The following is a 26,526-nucleotide window of genomic DNA, read 5'->3' as shown; positions in this document are numbered from 1 at the left end:
CTTAGCTTAAGATGAGTTATAAGACCCTTCTAATTCCCAATAAAAATAATAGGTACAAAATTTTGGTAAAACTATTTTTATTCCTCGAAATTCGTGATAATGTTATAAAGTCACACAATTCTAATTTGTTGGAATATAGAGAAAAGGGGAAATGAGAATTGAAAATAGGTAAGTACGCGAAAGGATTCAGCGGCTTACTGGCTTCTGTTATGGTTCTGTCTTTGGCAACACCAATTTCTGCATCTGCAATGCAACCAACACAACCTATTAAGCTAGTTAGTCCAAATCCAATCACGCAACAAAGTATCGCATCGGATACTAACCACTCTATGACGGAAGATGGAAGTATACCCTCAATGTTACCGGCACTTGAAGTGGGTACGGAAATAAAAAATATGGAAATTTTAAAATCAGATCTGTCATTCGTTGGCAATGACTATTTTAGTAATCAGACGACTCTTTTATATGAGACTACGGGAGATGTTAATTCCTACAGTATTCAACTCTTCGATCTCATGAATCCGAAAGCTGGTGAGTTGGGAGACGGCCATCTTGGCTATTTGGAATATGGAGATTCTCTATATGCAGGAAAACATTTGTTGTTGCTGGATGGACGTTACAAACAAAATAAATATGTCACTCCATGGAAGCTAATTCCGGATGGCTTGTATAATATTGAATTTACTGCACAGCCCGTATCCGGAAATCCTGCAACCATTCAGAGTCATGTGGGACCAATCGTGATTAAAACAACGACTCCGCAAATATTAGGAACCTATGCAGAAGGAAAAATAAAAGGTCAAGTGATAGATAAATACATTGACTATAACGCTGAATTGGCGAAGCATGGACTAAGCTATGATCTCAACGAAAAATTGTCGGCTTATTATCAAATTTACTCTAATGAAAATGCGAGCAGATTTATAGAATTTAAACTCGAGCAGGATGGAACATTTGATTTCGAACTGCCGCCAATAAACGAAGAAACAGAAATGATTTCTATTCTAATCGTTGACGCTGCAGGTAACAAAAATGAAGACTTCATATTTGCAAAAGAAGAGGTTCAGGACCCGGACACACCTGTTGAGGTAGAGAAGATTGCGTTACGCCCTTCAACTCCTATCCAGGAATCAAATTCATTTGTAAAATCATTCGGAGTCAACACAATGGCCATTTCCCCAGACAATGATGGACGATTGGATTCAGCACAATTGGCATTCGAATTTAAAGAAAAGCCTACTTCTCCCGTTAGAGTCAATATTTTCAGTACGCTTGTTGATTCAAACGCGAATGAACTGGGATATATCTTATTGGATACATCAAACCCACAATCTGGGACTGCGGTAGTGAATGCGAAGTATTTTAACACAACATATAATATGAAATGGGACATGCATGATGGTTTATATGGAATGAGAATTGAAACATCAGTAGGAGATGATGAAGCTCAAGCAGAATTAAAACCGTTTATTGTTAAATCAAGTAAATCACTTGTATTTATAGATCATATTGATTATCTGACATATGACAAACCAATGTTGGAGGGATTCGTAAACGATCGATTCGTTGATTACAAATCTGATTTAGAAGAACATTTTGGCATTAAAGAGTTTGATGTGAATGATTACTTAAAAGCATCTTTCGTTATTCAAAACTACAAGTATGAAGTAATTGACCGTGGTGAATTCACATTAAATCAAGATGGATCATTTCAGTTTCCTTTAGAGAGTTTTGAATATGATAAGTTCTATAAAGTATCTATTAACATTCAAGACATCGCTGGTAATGAAACGCAGGTTTCAGAGCAAGTATACTCAATTTCAAAGCCTGAGGAACCAATTGTAGCCCTTACAGTCAATGAACCAGAAGTTTTTATTGAAACTGGTAAAAATTTTTCAATAAAGGTAACGGAAACAACGGAAATAAGTGTAGATGAAAAGCAAGAAAAAGACGTAACAAAAATCGCCAATTATTCAATAGAAGACAATTCAATTATCTCGATGGAAGCGGGAGTCATTACAGCTCACAAAGCAGGAAAGACAAAAATTACCGTCAGATTTGGGAAGCAAACAGTGGATGTCAATGTAGTCGTATTCAGCCGTTCTCTTCAAGTGGATCAAGAATCCCTTAATGTAACAATGGGGGAGGGTCATCAAATGGCAGTCATGGAAGTAACGAAGGAACCGAATAAAGCAGATGTGGTGAAAAATGTAACAACGCTAGCATCTTATTCAGTATCAGATTCATCAATTGTATCGGTCGTTAATGGATTGGTAACGCCAAAAGCACCAGGTAAAACGAAGGTAACGATTGAATATCAGGGAGTAACAAGTTCAGTGGACATTACGGTGACTGCCCCTCCGGTAGTTAGTCCGCCAGTGACGCCACCTGTAACACCGCCGACTACACCACCAGTAGTTGTGCCACCGACAGTTCCTCTTCCAGAGGACATAATACAGTTCGGTGATGTTGAGAAGCACTGGGCGAAGAAAGAAATAGAAGCTTTGGTATCGAAAGGAATCTTTTTAGGAAAAACAGAAGAACTGTTTGCACCGGAAGATAAATTAACGCGAGCTGAATTTGCCGTGTTGGTTGCACGCGCTCTGGAATTAGAAGTAAAAGAATACGAGGGCAAGTTTTCGGATGTTTCCACAAATAAAAAATGGGCGTATGCTGGAATCGAAGCAGCATCCCGTGCTGGCATCATAAACGGGAAAGCGGATGGGTCATTCTTGCCGGACGCTCAAATAACTCGTGAAGAAATCGCGGCTATTATCATCCGCGCTGTCAACTATTCGGATGCTACAATATTGAATGGTCTGGATACTACGAAAGTATTCGCAGATGATTCTAGCATCAGCGTGTTCGCGAAACTTAGTGTAAAACAAGCAGTGGCCTTAGGAATCGTTAACGGCCGTAGTGGTAATCAATTTTTTGCAAAAGCAAACGCAACACGTGCGGAAGCTGCAGTCATGCTATATCGTGCACTGGACAAAATGAATGAATTCTAAGTAGCGAAGAGGAGCCAGCGATTGCTGGCTCCTTTTTTATGGGAATAACTGGGTGATAGGGAATAAATCGATGTAGAAAAGGAATAACCCTGGTGTGAAATGGAATAAAGTGCATCCGAAAGGATATAAACACATCGAGCGAAGGAGAATAAATGAAAATCTTCGTATAAATATAAAGACTTATTGAAACTTGAACTTCTTCTATTAAAAGAAGCATAAACCCACCCTGATATTATAGGTATATTCGTATGGAAACTTCGTATTAGTTAAAAACCATTTTCCTTCCAACTAAATAGACTTACTGACTGTTTTTGGGTTTTCTTAACAACACTTACAAACAATTAAGAAAATAATAACAATCCTTTGCTATAATCTAGGGGAATTACAATAAATTCTCTTTGAGGAGTGAAATGGATGACGAAAGAAGGCATTTTTAGACATACTTTCAGTAAGATTCTACTAGCATTCTTACTGGTGATCTCAATGGTTGGACCATTTATCACAACACCAAGTGCCCAAGCGGCGGAACCGATAACGGTTGCCGATGCAATCGCAAATAATACAGGTTCTGCAACGGTCCATGGATATATCGTAGGCTATATGAACAGCACGACAAGTGTGGATTTGACAGCGCCATTTCCTGCAGACACCAATGTTGTGATTGCGGATTCTCCAAATGAAACTGACATTAAGAAAATGATGCCCGTCCGTTTAGCTACGAACTTCCGTGCACAATTTGGATTGTTGACGAACCCGGCTAATCAAGGGAAAAAAGTTGAAATTACAGGTACTTTAGGTGCTTACTTCTCGGTACCTGGTATTAGTGCTGTTAATGCAATGAGCTTCCTGGATGGAGGAGTAGAACCACCTCAGTCTGAAGCGGAACTGAAAGAGAACCTTGCCGCTGCTCGTACAGAAGTGGGATCGGATAAATTAATCAAAGTACAAGGAACAGTTACGACTGGTACTGGATACTGGGGCGGTAAAGCGTTCTATGTTCAGGACAGCACGGCTGGACTATATATCTTCACTTCTACAGCGGATGTCTCTCCTGGTGACAAAGTTGAACTAGAAGGAAAAGTAACCGTCTATGGCGGCGAACTTCAAATGGAACAACCGAAAATCACGAAGATTTCTTCAGGCAACGAACTGCCGGCATCACAAGAAATCACTCCTGCTGGCGTAAATGAAGAAACACAAAGTGAACGCATTCTATTAAACAACGTAAAGATTACGAACTTAGTAAAATCAAATGACTTCGGAACATTCGAATTCACAGCTACATATGAAAATGGTGAATCAGTGGTCATCCGTAACGATAACCGCAACGGATTGGCTTACGATGAATTCATCAAACGCTATAAAGCAGGAGATCTTGTAAACATTTCAGGTATTGCTTCTAAATTCAACACAACTTACCAAGTAAAAACATTAGGGCTTGAAAGCTTTGACCTAGTGAACAAACCTGCTGTTTACACAGATGTATTCCCAGGAACAGTGTCTGCAGGTACAAAAATCTCTTTAATTTCACCAATCGAAGGTGCGACAATCTACTATACAATAGATGGTTCAACACCGACGTCTGCAAGTGCAGAATACACTGCTCCAATCGAATTAACGAAAGACACAACAATCAAAGCAATCGCAGTAAGTGACACGACTTCTGAAGTATTCACATTCACTTACAACGTATTGAAAGTGGACAACCTACAAATCCGTGACATTCAAGGTGAAGGTCATTACTCGGATTACCAAGGGGCTACCGTCAAAGAAATCACTGGGGTTGTTACTCACCTATACAACTCGGCTAACTTTGTTATTCAGGATGTAAATCCGGATGATGATAACACAACATCTGAAGCAATCATCGTAAACAAAACTTCAAATGGCCTTAAAGTCGGTGACTTGGTTACCGTTGCAGGAACAGTTGAAGAATGGTATTACGAAGGCTATTCAGATATGAAAACAAATGATTTACCAGTTACTCGTATCAGAGCAACTGCTACAGTAGCTAACGGAACACATGAACTTCCTGCACCATTAGTAATCGGTGAAGACATCTTCCCGGCAACTGAAATCATCGACAACGACGGATTGACTTCATTCGATCCAGCTGAAGACGGTATTGATTTCTGGGAATCTGTTGAATTAATGCGTCTAGCAGTTCCAAATGCGAAAGTAGTTGGACCGCAAAAATACGGTGAAGTGGTGGTTGTAGCAGGAAACTCTACAAAAACTGTATTCAACGTACTTGGCGGAATCAATATTTCTGCTACTGACTACAATCCAGAACGCGTCATCGTAGACTTCGATAACGAATCATACGACGCAAAATCTGGAGACTACTATACTGGCAACATTGTTGGAGTTATGGGCTTCGGCTTTGGTAACTACAAACTGTGGACGAAAGAAAACACACTTCCACAAATCACACGCGTTGAAAAACCAGTGACAATTACAGATATCAAACCAGCGGAAGACAAATTGAACGTTGCTTCTTACAACGTTGAGAACTTCTCTAATAATATTGAACAAACTCCGGATGAAAAAGTGGAGAAAATCGCAAAATCATTCGTAGAAAACATGAAATCACCTGACATTATTACTCTTGTAGAAGTACAAGATAATGACGGAGCAACGGCTTCTAACAACGCTGATGCGACAGAAAGCTATGAACGTCTGATTGCAGCGATAGTAGCGGCAGGAGGTCCAGCCTATGAGTGGACTGACATCGCACCTGAATACAATCAAGATGGTGGACAACCAGGCGGGAACATTCGCGTTGGTTACTTATACAATCCTGAACGTGTATCACTTGCAACAGGAACGAAAGGTGGTTCAACTGAAGCGGTAACATGGGTAGATGGAGAACTATCTAAAAACCCTGGTCGTATCCTTGACTTGCCACAAGCAAACACACGTAAACCACTGGCAGCTCAGTTCGAGTTCCAAGGTGAAAAAGTAGTAGTCATCGGAGCCCACTTAAACTCAAAAGGTGGAGACCAACCGTTATTCGGGAAAAACCAACCTCCATTCTTAGGTTCTGAAGCAGAACGTATCGAACTTGCAACTATGATCAATGAATTTATCAAAAAAGGACAAGCACAAGATCCGAACCTGAAAGTAATTGTGGCTGGTGACATGAATGACTTCGAATTTACACCAACACTTGCAGCACTTAAAGGTGGTATTTTGACAAACATGGTGGAAAAAGTACCAGCTGGCGATCGTTTCTCTTATTACTACCAAGGAAACAATCAAGTGCTTGACCACGTGTTGGTAACTAACAACTTAGCTGATACAGCTTTAGTTGATATGATTCACATCAATGCAAACTATATGGAAATTCACGGTCGCGCATCTGACCATGACCCAATATTGATTCAAGTAGATTTAAAAGACGAAGTACCAGATGTGAAAACATTGAAGGTAAATAAATCAGCAGTTGAACTTGAAATTGGTGCAACGGAGCAACTGATAGTAACAGAAACAACGACTAAAGCAGATGAAACTTCTTCTGATAAAGATGTAACTGCTATTGCAACATACAGTGGCTATGACACAGACGTAATCTCAGTTGAAAAAGGATTGATCTCAGCAAAAGCTGCTGGCTCGACGACAATCACAGCAACTGTTGGAGTAAACACAGTGTCAATCAAAGTTACAGTGCTAGCAACTGAAGAAGGAGTTGAAATCGTCACGGCAGACGATGTCGATACAACGAAACCAGTCATCTTCATTGAAGTAATTGCACAACATATCGATGGAAAAGTCGAGATTCGATTCACTGAGGAAGCTGTGGAGAAGATCGATGCAGTAAACAAACCAGTCATCTTGAAACTGGCTAACGGGTCATCATTCACCATCACAACAAAGAACTTTGACGTGTTGGCTAAATCTGGCGCATTTTCATTGACCCTGGAATATCATTTGCCAAAAGGACATGACAACCACCCAGGCAATGGTAACGGTCATGACAATCACCAAGGAAAAGGGAAAGGCCATGAGAAACATCATGGTCAACAAGAAGAAAACTTGAAATTAAATGATCTGTCCTTCACTGATACAAAAGGCAATCAAATCACGAACGGATTTAAAGACTACTTCTTCATCACGACAACTAAAGGTAAGAAGCTAGATATTGAAGTAGCTTACTACGACAACAAATCGAAGAAGTGGAAATTCAAACATATTAAGTAATCACATTCTAAACCCACCCAAGTGAAGCTTGGGTGGGTTTTTCATATAAATCTATATCCAAAGTCATGGATTGGTAAAAAAGTCATAATAGGTAGATTCAACATTCAAGACTCCTTACTTAATTTTATGGTTCGCAAAGGAAATGTAAGACTTTTGGTACCGATTACCTAACACGATTCGACAAAACAAGACAATTCGACGGTAGCTACATGTGCTATAATATGGATACTTATTGTACCGATGGAGGTCTTTTGAACTATGGAAGAAACAATCAGCTTACAAGAATTATTTCAAACGTTAAAAAAACGAATGCTGTTAATCCTGTCACTAACTATTCTCGCGACTCTTATCAGCGGAATTGTTAGTTACTTTTTTGTTACACCCATCTATCAAGCGTCTACGCAACTATTAGTCAATCAAGAGAAAACAGAAACACCAATATTAAATGTCAGTGAGATTCAAACAAACTTACAATTGATTAATACATATAACGTCATTATCAAGAGCCCGGCGATTTTGGATATCGTCCGCGAAGATCTGGCACTTGAAAAACTAACTACTGAAGACTTGAACTCGAAAATCACCGTCTCTGCGGTAGGTGAATCGCAAGTATTAACGATTACCGTTCAAGATCCTGACCAGTTCGTTGCCCGTGATATTGCCAATACAACGGCAAGTGTGTTCCAACGTGAAATCATGGATATTATGAACGTTAACAACGTTAGTATTCTAGCAAAAGCAACTGCAACAGACACACAGAGTCCGATTAAACCAAACAAAATGTTGAACATGGCAATCGCCATGGTTGTTGGTTTGATGTTAGGTGTTGGTTTGGCGTTCCTACTTGAGTACCTGGACAATACAATCAAAACCGAACAAGAGATTGAAACTTTACTAGGTCTTTCTGTCATTGGCTCCATTTCTTCTATGGAGAAAAAAGAGCAAGACAAGATGAATAAAGTGCAACAGAAACTGAAACCAGAAGGAGAGATTATCAATGGCTAAGAAAAGACGTGCGATAGAAATGGAACGCCGATTAATTACTATTGACAGTCCACGTTCGCCCATCACAGAACAATACCGAACGTTACGTACCAACATTGAATTCTCTTCCATTGATACAGAATACAAAACGATTTTAGTAACGTCTTCAAGTCCGGCAGAAGGCAAGTCAACCACTGTAGCCAATCTTGCGATTACATTTGCCCAACAAGGAAAGAAAGTATTATTTGTCGATACCGATTTACGTAAACCAACCGTGCATTATACGTTCAATTTGAAAAACGTCAGAGGATTGACGAACGTCCTGACTAAACAAACGACATTGGCTGAAGCGGTACAAAAGACAGAAGTGGAACACTTATCTATTTTGACATGTGGTCCGATTCCTCCTAACCCGGCAGAATTGCTGGGATCTGAGGCAATGTCGCAATTTATTGAAAAGGTGAAAACGGAATTCGATTTAGTTTTATTTGACACACCTCCTGTGTTAGCTGTAGCTGATGCACAAATTTTGTCGAACAAAGTCGATGGTTCGATTTTAGTTATCTGTAGTGGGAAGACGGAACATGAAGCTGCGCGCAAAGCCAAAGACCTATTGGATTCCGCTAAAGGCAAGACGATTGGAGCCGTGCTTAATATGAAAAAAGCAAAGGATTCACAGTATTATTATTATTATGGACATAACGATTAATTTCTTTCAAAAATAGAGACTATTTACCTATCATTTCGACAATTTATTCACTTCTAATCCCCTATTAATAGTGCCTTTATCGTGCTAATATATGATTATAGTTGCGTTGTTAGGGTAATAAGGACTAATAAAAAGGGAAAAGTGGGGATTTAGATGATTGATATTCATTCACATATTCTATGGGGTCTGGATGATGGGTCGAAAAACTTATCAGACAGTGTCGAAATGGCGAAGCAAGCGGTTGTGGAAGGCATTACATCGATAATAGCGACTCCGCATCATAGACACCCCAGCTTTACAAATGACAAAAAAGACGTTCTTTCTAAAGTTCAAGAAGTGAAAGCCGAATTAAATAGACAGAACATCCAGCTGGATCTATACGCTGGCCAGGAAATTCGCTTATTTGGTGAAATGGTCGACATCTTCAACCGAGGAGAAGAATTGCTTACTTTAAATGATTCAGAGTATGTATTGGTTGAATTTCCTTCATCTAATATACCTAAATATACGGAGCAATTATTCTATGACTTGCTCGTTAATGGCTACACACCAATCATCGCTCATCCTGAACGAAATGCGGAAATTGCCGAAAACTCGGACAAGCTATACCGCTTGATTAAAAATGGTGCTTTATCTCAAGTGACGGCAGCAAGCGTAGCTGGTATGTTCGGTAAGAAAACACAGAAATTGAGTTTGAATATGCTTGAACACCAACTCGCCCACTTTGTAGCAACCGATGCTCATAACATCACAAATCGTGCATGTGTCTGGAAACAAGCGATGAACAAGCTCGATAAAAAACTTGGCTCAGATATGGTGAATCTGGTAAATCTTCAAGCAGAAGATGTACTGCTTGGACGTTCGATGCGGAAATTAGCGCCAGAACGAATTCAACAACGAAAGAAGCTGTTCGGTCTTGTTTAATCAACTCATTCAAAAGGAGGTAGCGACGATGACTATTCATAAACGTACCTATTTATTGATTCTTCTAGATTCAATCATCGTACTTTTCTCGATTTATGCATGTTATTTCGTCCTACATCCTTATTTGGACATATTTAACAACGATATGCTTGTTGTCAGTTCGCTCACCATTTTCCTTGCCCATCACTTTTTTTCCTGGCGTTTAGGCTTATACCGAAAAGTATGGACGTACGCATCGGTGGGAGAAGTTTTATCCATTGTGCGTGCTGTTACTTATACAATCCTAACGGTTATGGTCATTCAATATGCTTTACAACAAAACATCTACTGGCGAGTTTTGGCACTAACATGGATGCTGCATGTGTTTTTAATTGGAGGATCCAGATTTTCCTGGCGCCTTTATGCCGACTCAAGATACAGATTTGAAAAGACCGATGTAAGGAAACGAACGTTAATAGTCGGAGCGGGTGCAGCCGGAACAATGGTTACTCGGCAGTTGATGCACAGTCACGATGCGGAACTAATTCCTGTTGGTTATGTAGACGACAAACACACCAAACAAAACTTGGAGATTTACGGGATTAAAGTACTAGGATACATAAAAGACATTCCAGCAATAGTAAAAAAACATAATGTAGAAAATATTGTACTCGCGATTCCATCATTATCAAAACATGAAATGGTTGATATTCTTCAAGTTTGTGTGGCGTCGGGCGCTAAAACACAGCAGATTCCACGTATTGAAGACTTGATGACCGGTAAAGTTTCAGTCAACGAAATACGCGATGTGAAAATCGAGGATTTACTAGGACGAGAAGAAGTTCAGCTGGATATGAAAGTGATCTCTGAGAACATTACTGGCAAAACAATCTTGGTTACTGGAGCGGGCGGTTCCATAGGATCAGAGATTTGCCGACAAGTTATGCGATTCAGTCCAAAACAATTGATTTTGTTAGGGCATGGGGAAAACTCGATTTATTTGATTGATCAGGAAATGCGAATAATTGCAGGAACAGGGACAGATATTCGTCCAATCATTGCTGACGTGCAAGATCGTGCGAGAATCTTCGACCTTGTAGATGAGTATAGACCAGATGTGATATACCATGCTGCGGCACATAAGCATGTGCCTTTAATGGAATATAACCCAATGGAAGCTGTAAAGAACAATATCTTTGGTACGAAGAATGTGGCAGAAGCGGCTGATACGTTCGGCATTAGTAACTTTGTATTAGTTTCAACTGATAAGGCAGTTAATCCACCGAACGTGATGGGTGCGACAAAACGTTTTGCGGAAATGATTATTCAGAATCTTGCGAAAGATAGTAAGACAAAGTTCGCAGCAGTACGATTTGGGAATGTTTTGGGTTCTCGTGGTAGTGTGGTCCCTCTATTTAAGAAGCAAATTGCAAAAGGTGGTCCTGTAACTATAACTGACGCACGTATGACTCGTTACTTCATGACGATTCCAGAAGCATCGAGACTTGTGATTCAAGCTGGAACTCTTGCCAATGGTGGGGAAGTATTCGTACTGGATATGGGCGAGCCAGTTAAGATAGTGGATCTAGCAAAGAACTTGATTCGACTTTCTGGTTATTCCGATGGTGAAATCGAAGTTAAAGAGACTGGAATTAGACCTGGAGAGAAGCTTTTCGAAGAGTTGATGAATGAAAGCGAACGTCAGAGCGATGTTGTGTTTCCGAAGATTTATATTGGGAAGGCTACGCCGATTACGAAGCAGGAGCTTTTTTTCTTGTTGGATAAGATTCCAACACTTGCAGGATCAGAGTTGAAGGATACTTTGGTTGGGATTGCTAATCGGAGGAATGTTGAGGTTAAGACCCTTCAAATGTTGAATGTAGTCGGATGATTTGGGCGTGAGATACGCCCTTTTATTTTGACTATTAATTGGAAAGTTCACCAAGAGCTGGTTTCCGATAAATAATATGATTATTGTGAGGTATATATAATATGAAGAAAGTCAGAAAAGCCATCATTCCTGCTGCAGGTTTAGGAACACGTTTCTTGCCAGCAACGAAAGCGATGCCGAAAGAAATGCTGCCAATTGTTGATAAACCGACCATTCAATATATTGTTGAAGAAGCGATTGCTTCAGGCATCGAAGACATCATTATTGTGACAGGAAAAGGAAAAAGAGCAATTGAAGACCATTTCGATCATGCTTTTGAATTGGAAGAAAACCTGATTCGAAAAGAAAAGTTCGAATTACTCGAAAAAGTAAGAGAAAGTTCTAAGGTCGAGATTCATTTCATCCGTCAAAAAGAACCACTTGGACTGGGACATGCTGTACTATGTGCGAAAAAATTTATAGGTGATGAACCTTTTGCAGTTCTATTGGGAGATGACATAGTACAAGCTGAGACACCATGTTTACGACAATTAATCAATCAATATGATGAAACTGGTGCTTCTGTCATTGGTGTGCAACAAGTACCTGATAGTGAAACGAATCGTTACGGGATTATTGCACCGCAAGAACGAGACGGAAGACTTTATAAAGTTGACAATTTTGTAGAAAAACCGCGATTGGGCACTGCGCCTTCAAATCTTGCAATTATGGGTCGTTATATATTAACACCTGAAATCTTCGCTTTCCTTGAAAAACAGGGTGCAGGAGCGGGTGGAGAAATTCAGTTAACGGATGCGATTGAGCAACTTAATCAAATTCAGCGAGTGTTTGCTTTCGATTTTGAGGGTAAGCGTTATGATGTTGGTGAGAAGATAGGGTTTGTTAAGACTACTATTGAGTTTGCTTTACAACATGAGGAATTGAGAGATGAGTTGGTTGAGTATCTTGAGGGGATTTTATCTAAAGTAGCGAGATAATCTAGTGCTCCCCGTTTATTTAATTAATTCTCTTATTTGAACGGGGTACTTATTAAAAGAAGAAACTTTAGTAGTTTCGTAGTTGATTGGATTTAATAGAGTAATTTCCAAGTAAGTACTAAGCAACTAAAAATATTTATATTAAGAGGAAGATAATAATGATAAAAACTAAAGTCAGAAATATTCCCTTCTCTCCACCGGATATCACAGATGCAGAAATTGGTGAAGTAATTAAGGCAATGAAGTCTGGATGGATAACAACTGGACCTAGAACTAAAGAATTTGAAAAGAAAATTGCTGAATTTACTGGTGTAAATACAGCAGTCTGTTTGAACTCTGCAACAGCTGCTATGGAACTCACTCTTCGTATTTTAGGCATTGGCCCAGGAGATGAAGTTATTACTTCTGCTTATACTTACACAGCTTCTGCTTCTATTATTGATCATGTAGGAGCAAAGATAGTTCTGGTAGATACAGCAAAAGATTCATTTGAGATGGATTATTCAAAACTTGGAGATGCAATCACAGAAAAAACAAAATTAATAATACCAGTTGATATTGCGGGGAAAATGTGTGATTACAATACGATCTTCAAGATAGTAGAGAGTAAAAAAGAACTCTTTAAAGCTAATAATGATATTCAAAAATTATTTAATAGAGTAATAGTAATGACCGATGGAGCCCATGCTTTTGGAGCAGAAAGAAATGGATTGAAGTGTGGCCAAGTATCAGATTTCACATGCTATTCATTCCATGCTGTTAAGAACTTAACAACAGCCGAAGGTGGTGCTGTTGTTTGGGGAAGTGGTCTTGGTTTAGATGATGATTGGTTATATAAACAATTTATGCTGTATAGTTTGCATGGCCAGTCTAAAGATGCCTTGGCTAAAACACAAATAGGCGCTTGGGAATACGATATTGTCTATCCAGCGTATAAATGTAATATGACCGATATTATGGCTGGATTTGGCTTGATTCAGTTAAAGAGATATGAAGAATTAATGAGAAGACGAAAAGAGATAATTGAGATGTATGATAAAGCTTTACTACCTATAGGAATACAGAGTTTGCAACATTATGGTGAAGTTTTTACCTCTTCAGGACATCTTTATTTAGCTAGGATTCCTGGAATTGGAGAATCTGAAAGAAATGAAATTATTGTTAAGATGGCTGATGCTGGAATCGCGTGTAACGTTCATTATAAGCCATTACCTATGTTTACAGCTTATAAGAATTTAGGGTTCGATATTAAGGATTATCCGAATGCATTTGGTATGTATGAGAATGAGATTACATTGCCGCTCCATACTTTGTTGAGTGATGCGGATGTTGAGTATGTAATTGAGAGTTTAATGAAGTTAATGAAAGAACTCTGAAGTGGGGAAAAAGAATGTATAAGAATTTATTAAAAAGAGTATTTGATTTAATTCTAGCATTAGCAGTACTTCCATTTTTGTTTATTATATTAGCTGTTGTTGGACCAATTATCTACTTTCAAGACAAAGGGTCAATATTTTATAATGCTTCACGACTAGGTAAAGATGGCAAGTTATTTAAGATGTATAAATTCCGATCAATGAAAATGAATGCTCCTGATCTCAGAAATGAAGATGGGTCGACTTTTAATGGAATAGATGATCCTAGATTAACTAATATAGGGAAGTTTATTCGAAAAACAAGTCTTGATGAAACACCTCAACTTCTTAATATTCTAAAAGGTGATATGAGTATAGTTGGGCCAAGACCGGATTTGCCAGAAGCCAAGAGTATTTATAGTTCATTTGAAGCGCGAAAATTGAAAGTTAGACCTGGTATTACTGGATATAATCAAGCATATTACCGGAATTCGGTTTTATCTAGAGATAAGTTTAATAACGACGTATATTATGTAGACAATCTATCATTTTTATTAGACACGAAGATTATTTTTAAAACAATTCTTAGCGTGTTATTTAGACAGAATGTATTTATAAAAAAAAATATATACACTGGTAAAAGTGAGGGAGAAGAATAATTATGATATTGGGTAAAAGAGTACAGCTTATTCCCTTAGATAGAGAGTCTTTTGAATTGACACTAAAATGGGTTAATGATCCAAGTATTAGAATGTTTACAGGTGCTAAATTTCCAGTATCTACATATGAACATGAAGAGTGGTTTAAAGCAAAAATAATGGATAAGTATAATAAAACATTTGCTATTCAAATTAGGGAAAGTAATAAGATTATTGGATTAGTGGGAAATAATGAATATGATTCTATAAATCGAACAACCTACCCATTTATATATATTGGTGAAAAAGATATTCAGGGAAAGGGAATAGGGCAAGAAGCATTTTCGCTTATTATTGATTTTTGTTTTGAAGTATTAAATGTTCGTAGGGTTTATGGTTATCTTTTCGAATACAATTCAGCTTCTAGAAATATGCTTGAAAAATGTGGGTATGAATTAGAAGGCATGCTAAAAGAACATTGGTATAAAGATGGTGAATATCATAATGTCTTGGTAATGGGGAGAATAAATAGTATGTAATCTCTTCTAAAGGAGTTATCAATAAAATGAAAAAAAAACTTATGATTTTGGGTGCAAGTTTATTACAACTTCCCGCTATATTAAAAGCAAAAGAAATGGGTATAAAAGTAATTGCAGTGGATATGGACATAAATGCAATTGGATTTAAACATGCAGATATAAGTCTTGAAATAAGTACTATTGACATCCCTAAAGTTGTTGAAGCAGCTAAAAAGTATGAGATCGATGGGATACTAACCATTGCAAGTGATATGCCAATGAGAACTGTGGCAGCAGTTTCAGAAGAGTTAAACATAGTTGGAATTACTAATGAAACAGCTATTAATGTAACTAATAAAGCTTCAATGAGGGCAGTTTTGAAACAGCGTAATGTTCCTGTACCGATATTTTTCAAGGTGATTACTCTAGATGAATTTAATCTTGCTGTTAACAACTTCACTAGTAAGTTTATTGTCAAGCCTGCAGATAATTCAGGGAGTCGAGGGGTATTGTTAGTTGAAGATATTACTAACGATAAATTCATAAATAATGCTTTTGAGTATAGTAAAAAGCACTCTCGAAGCGGTGAAATTATATTAGAGGAATATATGGAAGGGCCCGAAGTGAGTGTAGAGACATTAAGCTTTGATGGGAAAACTCATATTATTGCGGTAACTGACAAAATGACAACTGGAGCACCAAAATTTGTAGAAATGGGGCATTCTATACCTTCACAAGTATCTCATGAAAATAAGTTGCAAATAGAAAGGGTTGCATTAGCTGCAATAAAAGCTGTAGGTATTAATAATGGACCATCTCATACTGAAATTATTTTAACCAAAGAAGGCCCTAAAGTTGTTGAGTTAGGAGCTCGGTTGGGTGGGGATAATATTACAACACATTTGGTTCCTCTTGCTACTGGAATTGATATGGTAGAAGCCTGCATTCAGATTGCCTTAGGTAAAAATCCTGCTTTTGATAAAAGTATTTCTATGGGTTCAGCGATACGATATCTTAATACACCAAAAGGTAAAATTAGAACCATTTCTGGTCAACAAGAAGCCATGATAATGAATGGTGTTAAAGAAATATATATAAACAAAACTATAGGAGATACTATACAGGAAATAAATAGTAGTCTTGATAGAGTTGGATATGTGGTAGCTCATTCTAATGATACGCTGAATGCAATCAAGACTTGTGAAGAAGCAATTGAAAAAATTATTATTGAATTAGAATATTAATAGGGATGGGAAGCTCGTAATGAAAAAGTACCTTTTTATTTCTAACAGTACAAAACCTACGATTGATCAACAGAACAGTAGAGAAAAAGTTAAGTTATCAAATGTGAATTTACCAAGTGTTGAAGCGGCGATGAACATGGATTATGAAGTGTTTATGGGTGTAAACAGAACAAATGCAGAAGATCTTGAATGTGACTACGATATAAAGTTTTACAACTCAAGTACTTATAGAAGTTTAATCGACTTTAAAAGCAACTATAAAGCGTTAAAAAATTTAATGGAACTTTTGAAAAGGGAAGAAATCCAGGTTATCCACTGCAATACTCCAATAGGCGGCATGATGGGGCGTCTTTGTGGGAAATTAGCAAAAGTACCAACAGTAATCTATACCGCACATGGTTTTCATTTTTATGAGGGTGCTCCACTATTTAATAGAACTATTCTAAAATGGGCTGAAATGTGGATGGCTCGTTATACAGATGCAATAATCACTATAAATCAAGAGGATTATCAAGCGGCAAAAAAATTCAAATTACGAAATAAAGGTACTGTTTACTATGTTCCTGGTGTAGGAGTTAATACAAAAGAATACATACTTGAAGAGATAGATAAAATGCCAATTCGAGAATCATTAGGGTTACAACCAAATGATATTGTGCTCATTTCAATGGGTGATTTGATTGCTAGGAAAGACTATAGTACTTCTATTAAAGCTATAGCTAAAGCTACTAATCCTAATTTGCATTTATTGATTTGTGGCAGTGGGCCAGAATTGAAAAATTTAGAGGATTTATCGAAGGAATTAGAAATAGAGAGACAAATTCATTTCTTAGGTTACCGAAATGATATTAAAGAACTTCTTAATATAGCAGATATCTTTTTATTTACAACTTATCAAGAAGGTCTCCCCCGCTCATTAATGGAAGCAATGGCAGCAGGACTGCCTTGTATAGCATCAAAAATCAGGGGTAATACAGATTTATTAAAAGAAAATAGAAATGGATTACTAGCAAATCCAGGAGATACAGAAGGATTTGCGAATGCAATTAGCTCGCTTGCAACTAATGACTTAGTAAGAAAAAAAATGAGTGAAAATAATTTAGTTGATATTAAAGATTTTGATATTGAAAAAATTAAATTAGAAATGCAAAGAATATACAGAAAAGAATTGGAATAAGTAGGTGAAATATATTGGATTTGATTTCTATTGTTGTTCCAGTTTACAATTCAGAAAAATATTTATTTGACTGCATTGAAAGCATATTAAATCAATCTTACTCAAATATAGAGTTAATACTTGTTAATGATGGTTCAAATGATTGTTCTCTTGAAATCTGTCAAATGTTTGTTGAAAGTGATAATAGAGTTAAGTTGTTATCAAAAAAAAACAGTGGTGTATCGGATACTAGGAATTTAGGAATTAAAGAGAGCAAGGGTGAATACATAACATTTGTGGATTCAGATGATATGTTGAAAAATCAAGCAATAGAAATAATGTATGAAGAAATCAAAATGAATCAAACAGATTTAGTTGTTTGTAATTTTGAGTATGATTATTCAGGGATCAGGGTTAAAAAGATAGCAAGAATAACAGAGGGAATTTATTCTGTTAATTCTTTAAGTGATAAATTAATTGATGATGGAACTATGTCCGGTATATTATTTGGGAGTGTATGGTCTTGTTTGTATAAAACAAGTATTATTAGAGATTTCAATATTAGATTTGTCAGTGGAGTCAAATATAATGAAGATGGAATTTTCAATTTAGCTTATCTTCAAAAATGTAAAATTGTAAAAGTCAAAAATGAACATATTTATATTTATAGGAATAATGAACAATCTGTAACAAAGATGATTAATTTAATGGAAAATAAGTTTACTTCTGCAAATGAAGCAATTCAAAACTTATATACTAACAAACCAAATTTGGAGAATCAAGTGTATAAAAGAAATGTCTCTATAGCATTTTGGAGGATATTAGAAGTTGGAAATTCTAAAAATAATGGGGAATTAAAGCATAAAATACACTTAATATCAGAAATTCTAACTAATGATGATTTTAAAAATGGTATTAGATATATAAACCCAAAAGATTTAAATAAATATAAATATGTATATTTTTACTTAATGAAATATCAACAGAAATTATCTTTATATTTAATCACAAGATATGTATACCCTGCATTACAAAAAGTTCTAGTTAGATAACAATATTAAAGAAATAAATGAAGCGGGTGGAAATAATAGCCAGTTTTTTGATTATATATATACTTTTCGGGGTTTTATTTCTGTTTTCTATATATAGAAATAATAAAAGGTTGGAAATGGTTGGAACATATAGTGGCTTTGTTTTTGCAATGTTGATTTATTATATAATTATACCCATTATTTTGATATCGAATATTGAATCTATGAGTTTAAAATATAGCAATATTTACACATTTATAGTCCAAAAAGATTCTCAGTCGTATATTTTATCTTTATTTTTAACTCTTTTATGTTTTTTTATTTTTACAATGTTTTACAACATTTCATATAAGAGGAATTTTAGTATTTATCCAATTAATATTGTCAGGGAATACAATCAAAAGAAGGCAATAAAAATCTATTCTTTTTTTGCTAGATTAACATTAATAGTAGGGGGAGGAGCTTTTTTATTTCTTTTAATATCTATGGGTGGGATAACAAGTGCTTTAAAAATTGCAGAAATAAACCGATCATTTGCAGTATCTTTAGAGGAATTTACTAAGTATCCTTTACTGGTTATCCCAGCAAGATTAATTACAGTTACACCGTTTCTATATTTATTACTGTTAATAGAAAAAAGAAAATCATCATATTTATTATTCTTTTCTATATCTTTTCTTTTAGCCATTATTTTCTTTTTATTTAATGCTGGGAGGACACATTTAATCGCTTTTTTGTTATGCTTTGCTTTTATTTATATTAAAAAGTATATTCGTAAGTCATGGACATTAATCATAGTTTTAGGTGTAGTATCTCTACCTTTACTTGATATTATGGATCAAGTGTTTTTATTTTTTTCTACTCATCAACTTGAATTGACAACAATTGATTACTCAGCTTATCTCTATCAATTTATACATCCATTTAGAAATATATTGAATTTGACCGAAATGGTGAATATTTTTGGCTTAAGAAATGGCATTGATTTTGTTACTTCATTTATTGGTCTGTTACCAGGACTAGATTTTTCTAAATCATATGAAAATACATCCTTATACTTTATAGGTGAGAATTGGCACATATTAGGGGGGATTCCTAATGACTTTATTACTTTTGGATTTATCCAGTTTAAGACAATAGGAGTAATATTGATTACTAGTATATTAGGATTTATATTCGGAATTATTGATAAATCCTTAAATAAATTACCAAATGGCATTACAAAAAACCTTGTAAGCTCAGCGTTAGTAATAAATACATTTATAATAGTGTCAACTGCAGATCTTGAACCAATAATTAAAGGGAATTTTATACTTATAATTCTTTCAATTTCTATTATTTTTACAAGTAATCAAAAGTTAAAGAATAAAGGGAATGGGATAATATGAAAATTTTATACATTGTAAGTACTCCGATCGAATATAGTTCATCTGCAAATATTCGAAATGTTGCTTTAATTTACGGGTTAATAAATCTTGGTTATCAAGTTTCAATTTTAGCAGCGAGACCAGATGAAAACGATTTATACTACGATAAATCCATTAATAAGTTAAATATAATAAAACGATATTATTTAGAAATTAGTAGTACCCATGCCAAATTCATTAGTAAGAAAGAAAATGAAAAAAATAACTTCAAATCAAGATTTAAAAAAAACATAAAGAAAAATGTTTATAGACTTTATAATGCTGTTTCTATATATGATCCTAGAAAAAAACTAACATCTGAAATTAATAACCTTACTATAAATGAAACCTTTGATTTGATTATTTCATCATCAGATCCTAAATCTTCACACTTAATAGCTGAGAAGTTAATTCAACGAACTCCTCAAATATCTAAAATGTGGCTTCAATATTGGGGAGATCCTTTTACAATTGATATTAATAATAAATCTTTAATTCCTCGTAGATTAATCAAAAAAGAAGAATATCGAATACTAAAAAAAGCAGATAAAATTATTTATGTTTCTCCTTTCACTTTGGAAAAACAAAAACAAATGTTCCCTTTAATTAAGGAGAAGTTTTCTTTTTTACCTATTCCTTATTTGAAAAATAATAAAAATAAGATCGAAGAGAAAGAAATAGAAAATAAAAGTATAAAGATTTTTAAATTAGGTTATTTCGGCGATTATTTTTCTAAAGATCGAAATATTTCACCTCTATATGAAGCTGTTTCAATTCTAGGAGACAATTTACTAATATGTGGAAATAGTAATTTAGAAATAAAAAAATTAAAAAATATTCAAATTAATCCTAGAGTAAATTTAGAACAGGTGAATATATTCGAAAAAGAATGTGATTTATTAATTTGCCTTTGTAATAAAAATAGCACACAAATTCCGGGCAAAGTTTATCATTATGCTGGAACAGAAAAACCCATACTAATAATATTAGATGGTGAATATAAAAATGAACTGAGGGAATATTTCCAGCAATTTAATAGATACTTTTTATGTGAAAATAATGTAGATAGTATAAATAAAGCTATTAGAGAAATAAAATGCAGTAAGTTACAATTTGTTCCTTCACCTTTTTTTGCTCCTGATCGAATAGCTCAAGAAATTATTAAATTAATTAAAAATCCAACTTCTCCAAACGAGTATAAATGGAGTGAATAATATAAAATCACTATTAAAAAATAGATATATTAAAAATATGGTTATACTCAGTTCTGGAACATTACTTGCACAAATGATTAATGTTATAACAACACCAATTATTACAAGATTATATGCGCCGGAACAATTAGGTGCATATTTTTCAGTTCTTACTATAGTAAGTATTTTTACACCTGTAATTAATGGAAGATATGATATGGCAATCGTATTATCTGATAGCGATGAAGAATCCGAATCATTAATAGTCGTTAGCTTTTTATTTGGAATACTTTTTTTGATAATAATTGGATTTTGTTTGTTTATATTTATGCAAGTTAATAGCACTGTTTTCAATGGAATAGATAATCTAATATATCTTTCTCTACCAATTTTGCTCGTGAATTCTTTCATAAATATATTAGCAAATTATCATAATAGACATAAGAATTATAACTTAATGGCTTCAGTTTATGTAACTCAAGCTTTATATAAGGCTATAACTCAAGTAAGTTTAGGAATTGTGAAATTTGGAATATTAGGTTTACTTATCTCATTATTATTATCTTCCCTTGTGGGTCTTAAAAAGCAAGCTAAATTTATGCCGAAGTTCCATGAATTATATATGCGTACAAAAACTATTGGAATTACTAAGCTTGTTAAAAAATATAAAAAACAACCATTATATTCTTCACCTGCGATATTAATGAATAGTTTGTCTTTTTCATTAATGACTCTTTTTATTAATAGTTTATATAGTCTTAAGGATGCAGGATACTATTCAATTGCATATAGTATGTTAGTTCTACCACTCACGCTTATTAGTATGAATGTGGGTAGAGTTTTCTTTTCCAAAGCTAGTGAGGAATTACAATTAAATGGTAACTTTCATGATGTTTTTAAAAAAACAGCGTTAGGTCTTACTATTCTTTCTGTACCCCTATTTTTATTACTTATGATTTTTGCAGAAAGATTTTTCGAGTTTGCCTTTGGTGTTGGTTGGGGAAGAGCAGGTGTAATAGTTCAAATATTGTCACCCATGTTTGCGGTTAGAATTGTAGCTTCGAGTTTATCACTAAGCTTTATTGTAGGAGGGAAGCAAAAAATAGAATTAGTTCTTCAATCAATTTTACTTATTGAAACAATTTCTATTTTTTATTTTGCTTTAATTTTTAAACTTAGTATTGAAAACTATTTAACAATATATGGTTCAATATTATTAATAACATATTTAGTATGGATCATGATAATGAATAATTTAAGTAAGCAAAAATCAGTAGGTCGATCCTAATTTTCTTTAAACAACCATTGTAGTATATATTTGGTGACCAAATCCGCTTCTATAAATTAAAGGATTTTATAAAAATGACTAACACACACGATGAACAAACATTTTCCTATAATAGGTCTAGGTGGAAAGTGTATTAACACGGTATTTCTTTGATAGTAGTGCAAGTCGGATAGATTTGTTTATGTATCTACAAGAGAAGAGTCAGACTCTACATAATTGTAAAATAAACTATAGAGTTCAAAGTAAAAGGAGAATAACATGTCAATTTTAGTATGCGGTGGAGCTGGCTATATTGGTAGCCATACAGTGAAGGAACTCATTGGGAAATACGAAGTCGTCGTCTTGGATAACTTATCTACTGGTTATCCTTTTTTATTGGACGATAGGGTAACATTTATTAACGGAGACTTAGGTGATGAAAAAGTACTTGATTTAGTATTTACTGAACACAAGATAAACGCTGTCTTTCATTTCGCAGCAAATAGCTTGGTTGGGGAATCTGTTGAAAAGCCATTAATGTATTATCTTAATAATGTGAGTTCAACAATTACTTTATTAAAGAAGATGGTTGAGTATGGTGTGGGGAAATTTATCTTTTCCTCAACAGCAGCCACTTATGGTATACCCAAAACAGATTTAATTACTGAAGAGACAGCTACAAATCCTATTAATCCTTATGGCCGATCTAAGCTTATGGTAGAAGAAATCTTGGCCGATGTTGCTCATGCTCATGATTTGCAATATGTAATTTTGAGATATTTTAATGCAGCTGGAGCACATGAATTGGGTGACATAGGAGAAAGTCATAATCCAGAAACACATCTAATTCCAATTGTATTACAACATCTGCTAGGACATAGAGATAAGATTTCTGTTTATGGTAGTGATTATGACACAATAGATGGGACATGCGTTAGAGATTATATTCATGTAACTGATTTGGCCACTGCCCATGTACTAGCTTATGAAGGATTAGTCAGTGGTGATGTATCTAATGAAGTTTATAACCTAGGAAATGGTGCTGGGTATTCCGTAAAAGAAATTATTGAAGTTTGTGAGAAAGTATCAGGCAAATCAGCTCTCATTGAATATGCTGATCGCCGTGCTGGGGATCCGTCTGTATTAGTGGCTTCTTCAGAAAAGATAAACAAAGCACTAGGTTGGAAGCCAAAGTATCATTTAGAAGAGATTATTGAGAGTGCTTGGAAATGGCATTCTAAATAGAACAAAAAGAGAACTAGCTTAAATATCTAGTTCTCTTTTTGTCTTTTTTTTTAATAGATGCGCCATGGGTATTTATTGCTAGAATATATAGTCAAAACAGTCGGAAAACGAGTATAATATACTAATTGAGGAAATGAAGAAAACAAAAGGTGTGTATCCGTGAAGCATATTAAACAAGATAGAAACCAAAAACTATATTACCTCACCGCATTTGTTTCTACTGTACTAATGGTGAATGGAGTTTTGTTCTTCAATCCGAGATTGGGAGGAACAGACCCTGGATACATTTTTCATGGTGCATTAGTCGTTTTATTGTCAGCGAGTTTGTTTATTTATCCGAAGTATGAAAACCATTTTTTTAGAAAGATCATTATTACATTCGCGTCTATTTATTTGTATATGCTTTTCTTTTTATATCCTGATACATGGTCATCTTTTACCTTGCTATGTTTTATCCCGGCTTTTTCTATCTTGTTTTTCGATTCAAAGCTGTTTTATTTCTCTTTTGTCATCAATTTCCTGTTGATTACGTTGACGTTCATTTATATTATTTTCTTCGACCAAGGAAATGAGTTTGCGCATATCAAGCTGGACGTATTCGGGAATATTAACAATTTCATGGGGACACAAGTCATTCTCTATTTCATTTTTCATTTAACTTCTCAAAGAATCAAAAAACAGCAAATGTATTATGAAAGATTGCAGCAATCAGAGAAGCTGAAAACAACCGGCCAATTAGCAGCTGCAGTCGCACATGAAATAAGAAATCCGCTAACGGTAGTAAAGGGATTATTACAGTTTTATGAAACGAACAACTCTTTCAGCAAGGAAGGGAAAGCGCACTTATCTTTGATGATTGATGAGCTGAAGACGGCGGAACATGTTTTATCCCAATTTTTGGCCATCGCAAAACCGGATGAACATCAACACATGGAAACCGTAAATGTCCGGGATGCCTTGGAAAGTGTGACAGGTTTGCTTATGTCCTATGGTCTCTACCATCAAAATAAGATTGACTTGCAAGTGGATGAAGACCTATACATAAATGCCAATACCATTGAATTTAAACAATTATTTATGAACTTAGTGAAAAATGCAGTTGAAGTTTCTACTAAAGAAGATTTTGTTGTCATCAGGGCATTGCAAAAAGACAAAGAAATTGAAATAAAAGTAATTGATGAAGGTGTAGGCATGTCAGAAGAACAGGTACAAGCCTTGGGTACTCCATTTTACTCATTAAAAAGTAAAGGAACCGGACTCGGACTTATGATCTGCTTTAACATTGTTGAAAAGTACAAAGGAACGATCCGGTTCCAGAGTGCGATAAACCAAGGTACAACCGTGACTGTTCGCTTTCCAATGGGAAGTGACAGACGCACACCAACCTCAAGATTACCGGTAAGAAAAGAGCCTAGCGAAGTGAAATAGTCACTTTGCTAGGCTCTATCACTTTGGGTTATAGGGTAGTAAATATGAGGTGTTAAGTTTGGTAGACCTTCAGTAATTTCAGAGGAATTTATTGAAATCTATAAATGAATGGAAATCCGGGACATTTACTGTAGCAGCCATGAAAAAAAGCGAATTAAAAAAGACTTCTTTTTACAAGCTGGTGAAACAACATGAAGAATCATTAGCCGTTAAAATTAAGTGACAACTTCCGGTTATTATTGTGGGAAAATGATTGGCTGCGTTAAGCAGCTCGTTTTTCTTATTCAACTAGCGAGGCAGGTTAGTTGAATAAAAAATGATATAGTAACCCCAATAAAAGCATCGTAAAGGTGGCTATTCAAATGGAAAATTGGATTGAATTATCCGCATTAGAATATAAAGAGGTATGGGATAGGATATATGTTGAATTTAATTTTGAACCAAGCATATCAAACTTCCCATCTTTTGAAGTTCCAAATCCATTTATCACATATGATGTATCCCCGTATTTAAATTGGTCCGGAGAATCAGATACTTATGATGAATTTTATTATGACCTAGAGGATCAGTCATTGTTTGTTTTTCAAGAACTCACACAGAAGAATGAATATATGTATGCGGTAGATTGGCAGCATCCAGGTTATTGGGTAAACCCCCGTTTGGAGTTTCCAAAAAGTGAGTTTGATGAATGGACAGTACCTATTTTTCCAAACGGTGATTATTACTTTTTTATTCACAAGAATTTTGAATGGGGATTATTAGGACACCCTTGGGAAAAGACCATCACTATATTTGGAAAAGACTTGATAAAAGGTTTTGAAAAACATCAACCGAGAATGTTTCAAAAGATATTACGTCAGGGATAATTTAAACCTTGTTATTGGGCTGGTAATAGGAAAATGGGTTGATCCAATTACTAAAAAGAGTTTTAATACAACCAAAGTTATTATTCATTATTCGAAAAACGGAGCCCATATTGTACCTGCAAGACCATAGAAAGTGGGTGTGGAAAATGGATGATTTAATTTCAGCATTAAACAAGTATCCAAATGGAACAATAGTTTTAGTTGAGTGGAAAAACGAATTAAAAGTTAAAGCAGAATTGGATACAATTTATGAAACTGATAATGGATTAGAATTAACAGAAGAAGGCTATGAAGAATATTTTGCTTGTACCTTAAGAATAATCTATATTGAACAAAATTTTTCCAATAAAGTTATAAGAGAAGGCAAGTTACTAGAACTATCAAGAAAAAATTCACCAAATAAAATTTTCTTGGAAAATGGGGAGCTTATTTGGAAGGGTAACTAGACAAAACATCAATCCCCCTGTGAACAAACATCACAGGGGGATTGATGTGATACACGTC

The 26,526-nt window shown here is 35.2% G+C and carries 22 protein-coding genes; all 22 read left to right on the top strand.

Translation table 11 applies throughout. The annotated features are described in order from the left end of the window. Positions 1 to 158: 158 nt before the first annotated feature. Positions 159 to 3,011: an S-layer homology domain-containing protein gene (locus MHH33_RS14515; RefSeq protein WP_342542148.1), complete on the top strand. Its 2,853-nt coding sequence runs from the start codon at positions 159 to 161 to the stop codon at positions 3,009 to 3,011. 414 nt (positions 3,012 to 3,425) lie between these two features. Then, positions 3,426 to 7,211 carry a DUF6359 domain-containing protein gene (locus tag MHH33_RS14510; RefSeq protein ID WP_342542147.1) on the top strand — a complete coding sequence of 1,262 codons (3,786 nt, stop codon included), beginning with the start codon at positions 3,426 to 3,428 and terminating at the stop codon, positions 7,209 to 7,211. 258 nt (positions 7,212 to 7,469) lie between these two features. After that, positions 7,470 to 8,216, top strand: coding sequence for a Wzz/FepE/Etk N-terminal domain-containing protein (locus MHH33_RS14505; RefSeq protein ID WP_342542146.1), 747 nt, complete (start codon positions 7,470 to 7,472; stop codon positions 8,214 to 8,216). Then, entirely contained in the window at positions 8,209 to 8,904 is a 696-nt protein-coding gene (locus MHH33_RS14500) for a CpsD/CapB family tyrosine-protein kinase (RefSeq protein ID WP_342542145.1), read from the top strand. Before MHH33_RS14505 ends, MHH33_RS14500 begins: the two co-directional genes overlap by 8 nt. A 153-nt stretch (positions 8,905 to 9,057) precedes the next feature. After that, positions 9,058 to 9,828: a CpsB/CapC family capsule biosynthesis tyrosine phosphatase gene (locus MHH33_RS14495; protein WP_342542144.1), complete on the top strand. Its 771-nt coding sequence runs from the start codon at positions 9,058 to 9,060 to the stop codon at positions 9,826 to 9,828. Positions 9,829 to 9,856: 28 nt separating this feature from the next. Next, positions 9,857 to 11,698, top strand: a complete 1,842-nt coding sequence (locus tag MHH33_RS14490) for a nucleoside-diphosphate sugar epimerase/dehydratase (RefSeq protein WP_342542143.1) — start codon at positions 9,857 to 9,859, stop codon at positions 11,696 to 11,698. Between the two features lie 101 nt (positions 11,699 to 11,799). Beyond that, complete coding sequence (gene galU / locus MHH33_RS14485; protein ID WP_342542142.1) at positions 11,800 to 12,675, top strand: UTP--glucose-1-phosphate uridylyltransferase GalU; 876 nt, start codon at positions 11,800 to 11,802, stop codon at positions 12,673 to 12,675. 158 nt (positions 12,676 to 12,833) lie between these two features. Continuing rightward, positions 12,834 to 14,051, top strand: coding sequence for a DegT/DnrJ/EryC1/StrS aminotransferase family protein (locus MHH33_RS14480; RefSeq protein ID WP_342542141.1), 1,218 nt, complete (start codon positions 12,834 to 12,836; stop codon positions 14,049 to 14,051). Between the two features lie 14 nt (positions 14,052 to 14,065). Beyond that, a complete protein-coding gene (locus MHH33_RS14475; protein WP_342542140.1) occupies positions 14,066 to 14,689 on the top strand; it encodes a sugar transferase in 624 nt (207 codons plus the stop codon). A gap of 2 nt (positions 14,690 to 14,691) precedes the next feature. Further along, on the top strand, positions 14,692 to 15,207 hold the full coding sequence (locus MHH33_RS14470) for a GNAT family protein (RefSeq protein ID WP_342542139.1): 516 nt from the start codon (positions 14,692 to 14,694) through the stop codon (positions 15,205 to 15,207). A gap of 26 nt (positions 15,208 to 15,233) precedes the next feature. Continuing rightward, positions 15,234 to 16,430: an ATP-grasp domain-containing protein gene (locus tag MHH33_RS14465; RefSeq protein ID WP_342542138.1), complete on the top strand. Its 1,197-nt coding sequence runs from the start codon at positions 15,234 to 15,236 to the stop codon at positions 16,428 to 16,430. A 19-nt stretch (positions 16,431 to 16,449) separates the two neighbouring features. After that, on the top strand, positions 16,450 to 17,607 hold the full coding sequence (locus MHH33_RS14460) for a glycosyltransferase family 4 protein (RefSeq protein ID WP_342542137.1): 1,158 nt from the start codon (positions 16,450 to 16,452) through the stop codon (positions 17,605 to 17,607). A 14-nt stretch (positions 17,608 to 17,621) separates the two neighbouring features. Then, positions 17,622 to 18,638, top strand: coding sequence for a glycosyltransferase (locus MHH33_RS14455; RefSeq protein WP_342542136.1), 1,017 nt, complete (start codon positions 17,622 to 17,624; stop codon positions 18,636 to 18,638). Between the two features lie 47 nt (positions 18,639 to 18,685). Next, positions 18,686 to 20,005, top strand: coding sequence for an O-antigen polymerase (locus tag MHH33_RS14450; protein WP_342542135.1), 1,320 nt, complete (start codon positions 18,686 to 18,688; stop codon positions 20,003 to 20,005). Continuing rightward, positions 20,002 to 21,237 (top strand): hypothetical protein, encoded by a 1,236-nt coding sequence (locus tag MHH33_RS14445; protein WP_342542134.1) that lies wholly within the window; start codon positions 20,002 to 20,004, stop codon positions 21,235 to 21,237. The genes MHH33_RS14450 and MHH33_RS14445 overlap by 4 nt, the downstream gene beginning before the upstream one ends. Further along, a complete protein-coding gene (locus tag MHH33_RS14440) occupies positions 21,230 to 22,504 on the top strand; it encodes an oligosaccharide flippase family protein (protein ID WP_342542133.1) in 1,275 nt (424 codons plus the stop codon). The genes MHH33_RS14445 and MHH33_RS14440 overlap by 8 nt, the downstream gene beginning before the upstream one ends. A 258-nt stretch (positions 22,505 to 22,762) precedes the next feature. Further along, complete coding sequence (galE, locus tag MHH33_RS14435) at positions 22,763 to 23,728, top strand: UDP-glucose 4-epimerase GalE (protein ID WP_342542132.1); 966 nt, start codon at positions 22,763 to 22,765, stop codon at positions 23,726 to 23,728. A 159-nt stretch (positions 23,729 to 23,887) separates the two neighbouring features. Next, complete coding sequence (locus tag MHH33_RS14430; protein WP_342542131.1) at positions 23,888 to 25,156, top strand: HAMP domain-containing sensor histidine kinase; 1,269 nt, start codon at positions 23,888 to 23,890, stop codon at positions 25,154 to 25,156. 91 nt (positions 25,157 to 25,247) lie between these two features. Beyond that, positions 25,248 to 25,379 carry a hypothetical protein gene (locus MHH33_RS14425; RefSeq protein ID WP_342542130.1) on the top strand — a complete coding sequence of 44 codons (132 nt, stop codon included), beginning with the start codon at positions 25,248 to 25,250 and terminating at the stop codon, positions 25,377 to 25,379. Positions 25,380 to 25,518: 139 nt separating this feature from the next. Beyond that, on the top strand, positions 25,519 to 26,022 hold the full coding sequence (locus tag MHH33_RS14420) for a DUF2716 domain-containing protein (RefSeq protein ID WP_342542129.1): 504 nt from the start codon (positions 25,519 to 25,521) through the stop codon (positions 26,020 to 26,022). Next, a complete protein-coding gene (locus MHH33_RS14415) occupies positions 25,973 to 26,152 on the top strand; it encodes a polymorphic toxin type 50 domain-containing protein (protein WP_342542128.1) in 180 nt (59 codons plus the stop codon). The genes MHH33_RS14420 and MHH33_RS14415 overlap by 50 nt, the downstream gene beginning before the upstream one ends. A gap of 16 nt (positions 26,153 to 26,168) precedes the next feature. Next, the gene (locus MHH33_RS14410; protein ID WP_342542127.1) at positions 26,169 to 26,468 is read left to right on the top strand and encodes a hypothetical protein; all 300 of its coding nucleotides are present in this window, start codon (positions 26,169 to 26,171) and stop codon (positions 26,466 to 26,468) included. The last annotated feature ends 58 nt before the right edge of the window (positions 26,469 to 26,526 follow it).

Source organism: Paenisporosarcina sp. FSL H8-0542, from assembly GCF_038632915.1.
Lineage (GTDB): Bacteria > Bacillota > Bacilli > Bacillales_A > Planococcaceae > Paenisporosarcina.
The sequence above is the reverse complement of the archived record's forward strand: the minus strand, read 5'-3'. Positions and strand labels throughout refer to the sequence as shown.